Genomic DNA, 4832 nt, shown 5'->3' with positions numbered 1-4832 from the left:
ATTGCTGCCGATCGACTTTTGTGCTGTGACTGAGGATTGAGATAGAGTTTGAAAGCAGATGGTTTGTCGGGATAGAAGCAGGCGGAGTGCCACATCGAGAATTTGGCGTCGGTATTCGTTGGGACGAACAGATCGGCAATTTGCGCGAATCGATCGAGGCTGACGTTGTAATGCGCTGCTAAATATTGATTTAATTCTAATCCGGCTTGCCAGTTAGACTGAAGATTCGGATTGCTTCCTTGAGCTTCGACCAAGATCCGCAGTTCTACTTTGTCAGGGTCTAACGCGATCGAAAATTCAAAGGGAGAGCCATCGTCTGAGACATCAGACGGCCATTCAACACTCTCCCCAATTTGACGATCGCTCCAAGAGATCGTCATCGCCCGAAAGATTTCGACCACCTCGGCAAGTTTGGCATTCATGCCCAAGGCATTGCACAGAGCTGTCAATTTTTCGATCCCAACTTCCACGTAGGTTTGACTCGGAATCAAGCGTTCTGGATCGAATCCAATTTGCGACTGCGGCTCGATCGAATGCTGATTTTTTAATGATACTTCTAGAGCATCAGATGTATTTTCATTTGTATTAGTTGATACTGATGCTGTAGATGCGTGCTCAGAATTACTCATGAAAATCCCCAATATTTAAATGATTAGATGTTTATTTCTCTATCGTGGAAATACTTTTCACATCCTAGCATGCAAATTTATTTTTTATACATTTGTCGTTTTTGTGACATCTGCTATACGGATTTCGGACTATTTTAAAATTAAATACTACATAATAAACAAGCCTTGGGCTTTTCACAGCCAGGTCTTAAAGAATTCTTTATTAAATTTGTAGTCTGTCAAGATTTACATAAAATTCTATACCTCTATATATCAAGAGATATATAAACATACATAAAATAGCAATATTTGAGTGAGTATGATGTAAATGATAAATTCAGAAGATAGTGTGTCGCTCGTCACAAAATAGAGTAAGTCAATTAGATATCAGATGAGGTACTTCAAGAGAAAATCTGATGTTACTAGAGATCGCGATCTCTAAATCGTTATTAATGTCTGAATCCGCATAAATCGATCGAATCGTTACTGAAAAACATTAGTAGTCGATCGATGTTTACAATTAATTGTGCTGTAATAGTGTTTCGATCGTCGAGACTAGTTGGCCTAGTTTGACGGGCTTAGTGACGTAGCGATCGGCACCAGCATCCAGACATTTTTGGCGATCGGCAGGCATTGCCAAGGCGGTAAGTGCAATGATGGGAATCGCCGCACATTCCGGGATCTGCCGAATGCGACCGATCGCCTCGAACCCATCGAGATCGGGCATCTGAATATCCATCAAGATCGCATCAGGAATATGCAGCTGCGCCATCTCGATCGCTTGGTACCCATTGCCTGCGCCCAGTAACTGATAGCCTCGGCTGTGGAGATAGCCAGTCAGAGTTTCCATATTGGCTTCGTTATCTTCCACTACTAAGATCGATGCTTTGGACTTAGTCCTAACATCTTTAGGGTCTGCTGGCGGGACAGCGATCTCCATCCGCGCAGGATGCGTCGATGAAGGGATTGCGGCTTCCAGGCTTGGCTCGAAGGGGAGATAGACGGTAAAGCAACTACCGCGTTGGAGTTCGCTCTCAACGGTGACGGTACCACCATGTAGTTCGACAATCCGCTTGACCAATGCTAGTCCCAATCCTGTGCCCGCATACTGACGGTTGAGACTGCTATCGATTTGGACGAAGGATTGAAATAATTTGGAGATATTTTCGGGTGCAATCCCAATCCCGGTATCGACGACCGAAAATACGATTTGCTGTCGAGCAGATATCGCGGCGAGTGGCTCAATTGAAGTCAGATTGGCTGGGTCGATCGCCAGGGGTAGATCGCCACTGCGCCCAGCTAGCACCCGCACATCCAAAGTCACAGCTCCCCCTTCAGGGGTAAATTTGACGGCATTACTGAGTAAATTGATCAGGACTTGACGGAATCGCAGATCGTCTATGTGCAGATTGACGGACTTGAGTGGGATGGGTAATTGCGTAGTCAGGCGGATTTGTCGTTTGTGGGCGAGTTCTTGGACAAATAGCATACTGTGTTGACACAGGGATTGGATCGATACTTCGCTCAATTCGAGCACAAATTTATTGGCGGCGATCTTCGAGAGATCGAGAATATCGTTAATTAGAGAGAGTAGGTGTTTGCCACTTTTTTCGATCGTAGCGAGGGAATTATGTTGCTGCTGGTTGAGATCGCCGACGATCGATGTCTGGAGAGCTTCCGACATGCCGAGAATCGCATTGAGCGGGGTGCGGAGTTCGTGACTCATATTTGCCAAGAACTCGTCCTTGAGCTGGGTCGCCTGGGCGAGTTCTTGGTTAGAGATCGCCAGTTGTTGGTTGCGTTCGCGCAATTGGGTTTCGGCCTGTTGCCGTTCGGTTAATTCTGCCTGTAATAGCTCGAATAGAGTTGCCTGTTGAATCGCGATCGCTAGTTGGTCGGCAATTTGCTGGAGAAGTTGGGCTTCGACATCTTGCCACTGCCGTTGGCCGCTACAAGCATGGATGCTCAATAATCCCCATAATTGCACGCGATCGCTCGGATCGAACTGCCGCTCAGTGTCGTTGTTTTCACACGGCAATAAAATCGGGGCGACGATTTTCGATCGTACCCCAGCCATGACTTCGCATTCTTGAAGCCGCAGCGATCGCTCATCCTGCATCACATCAACTACAATTCGGGGTTGACCCTGCGCGTAAAATTCGATCTCATCTTGACTGAATGGTGCGCGGTGCCACTCGATCTGCATCAGGCTAGGATAATCTGGCGATACTACTTCTTCGACAGCGCGGAGTTGTCCGTCTGGGAAAATTTGAAAGATGGTGGCGCGATCGACCTGCATCAATTCCTTAACTTGGCTAGCAGCAGTAGCGAGGATTTCTTCGACTTTGAGCGAATTGCGGATTTGCTGGGCGATCGCGCCTAATGTGCGCTGCTGGCGTAGTTGTAAGGCGATTTCTTCTTCGGCGCGCCAGCGGATCTGGAGTTCGGATTGAACTTTGGCATAGAGAGTCGCTTGCTGAATCGCAATCCCGATCTGTTCGCCAATATGTCGGATAAATTCGATCTCGATCTCTTGCCAAGCGCGATCGCTCCGGCAATGATGGACGCAAAGCAATCCCCATAAATCCAGCCCATTGAGCAAGGGAATGATTAAGTGAGCGCGAACTTGATAAGCCGCTAGCACCCGTATTTCTGAATCTTGAAGTCCAGCCGTATAAATATCTTCGACCGCATTAATGCGCCCTTGTCGATAGTAGCGAGCAAACTTGCGACCAAAATCCAGATCGTGAATTTTTGCGCCCAAAATCGGCTTAAATTCGCTGGCGACCGATTCAGCGACAAATTCACCCTGGGAGTGGTGACAATCGGATGCAAATTTAAAGATTGCCACCCGATCGGTTTCCAAAAAGTTGCGAATTTCCCGTACTGCGGTCTCAAAGACGATCGGTAGCTCTAAGGATTTCCGAATCCGTTGGGTCATTTCTCGCAACACAAATTCGCGATCGGCTTGTTGGCGGATCGTTTGTTCGATTTGCTGCCGAATCGCTTCATTTTCTCTAGCCGCACTGATATCAAAGCTAATCCCTACCATCCGACAGGGACGATCGCGTTCGTCAGATTGCACTAGTCCGTGAGCTTTGAGGAAGTGGATGCTCCCATCAGGATGAATGACCCGAAATTCGGCATTGAATTCTGCTACTTGCATCAACGCTTGGGCTAATTTTTTTTCGATCGCTGGCCGATCTGCGGGATGAACGCTGTGAGTCCAGTTGGTATAGGCACCACCTTGCTCGATCGGGTTGTCTGCTCTATTGCGTCCGTATAGTTCGTACATCCGATCGTCCCAGATCGAGCAATCTTTGACAATGTCCCACTCCCAACAGCCAGCAGAGGCAGATTTGAGCGATAATGACAGTCGCTCTGAGAGTTTGTGTAATTCTGCGGCTGTTAAATGGGGTTGGAGACTCTCTCTGGTAACTAGTCCCACCAAACAACCGCGCTCGTCCACGATCGGTAAGTGGTCGATCTGATGTCGATCGAGCAAGTTGGTAACTACAAATAAATCTGTGATTGCCGATCGTGCTAGCGTCACGATCGGCGATTGCATCACCTCGCCGATCGTCAGCCGCTCCAAATCTTGCCGAGCTGCCATCAGCCGCACGACATCTGTCGCTGTCAAGATGCCGATCGGTCGTCCCGCATCGACAATGAGAATCCAACTAGCGGCGGCATCTCCTCGATGCTTTGCCGGAGAGGTCGCGCCGTCGATCGAAGTGGCAGCCTGCGGAGAATTACACATCATGGCGATCGCTACAATCGCTACTGTATCTGGCGACACGCTCTGCGACCGAACGATGATTTGCTCCCATAGTGGCAGTGTCGAACTGAAGATTGGCTCAGACTGGGCAAACGGTACAGATTCGAGCATTTTTTTCGGCGAGGAGCTACTAATTTAATAGTGCCCTCAAGATCGCCGTAAGTTTGGGTCGGGGACTGGGTATCCTAAAAAATATATCAAAAGAGTATATTTCTCATGAGTACTTACTCCATCCTCGTTGTTGACGATCGACCCGATAATTTCGATGTCATAGAAGCCCTCTTACCGAGTGAAAGCTATCGCCTGCACTATGCTAACTGCGGTGAGGATGCTATTACCTTGCTCGACAAATTCGATCCAGACGTAATCTTGCTGGACGTGATGATGCCCGGTCTGAATGGGTTTGAAGTGTGCAAACGAATCAAATTGATGTCCCAATGGCAAGG

2 protein-coding genes and 1 pseudogene are annotated in these 4832 nt (G+C 48.0%); 1 reads left to right on the top strand and 2 read right to left on the bottom strand.

The annotated features are described in order from the left end of the window. Positions 1-629: pseudogene (locus tag RMO84_RS20330) on the bottom strand (hypothetical protein); the annotation flags it as partial. 499 nt (positions 630-1128) lie between these two features. Next, complete coding sequence (locus RMO84_RS20325) at positions 1129-4497, bottom strand: GAF domain-containing protein (protein WP_310490254.1); 3369 nt, start codon at positions 4495-4497, stop codon at positions 1129-1131. Positions 4498-4602: 105 nt separating this feature from the next. On the opposite strand from RMO84_RS20325, the gene RMO84_RS20320 reads away from it, so the two are divergent. Then, on the top strand, positions 4603-4832 hold a 230-nt coding region (locus tag RMO84_RS20320), incomplete at its 3' end, for a response regulator (protein WP_310490253.1).

Source organism: Chamaesiphon sp. VAR_69_metabat_338 (assembly GCF_031423935.1).
Classification (GTDB): Bacteria; Cyanobacteriota; Cyanobacteriia; order Cyanobacteriales; family Chamaesiphonaceae; genus Chamaesiphon.
This window is presented reverse-complemented; position numbering and strand designations above follow the sequence as displayed.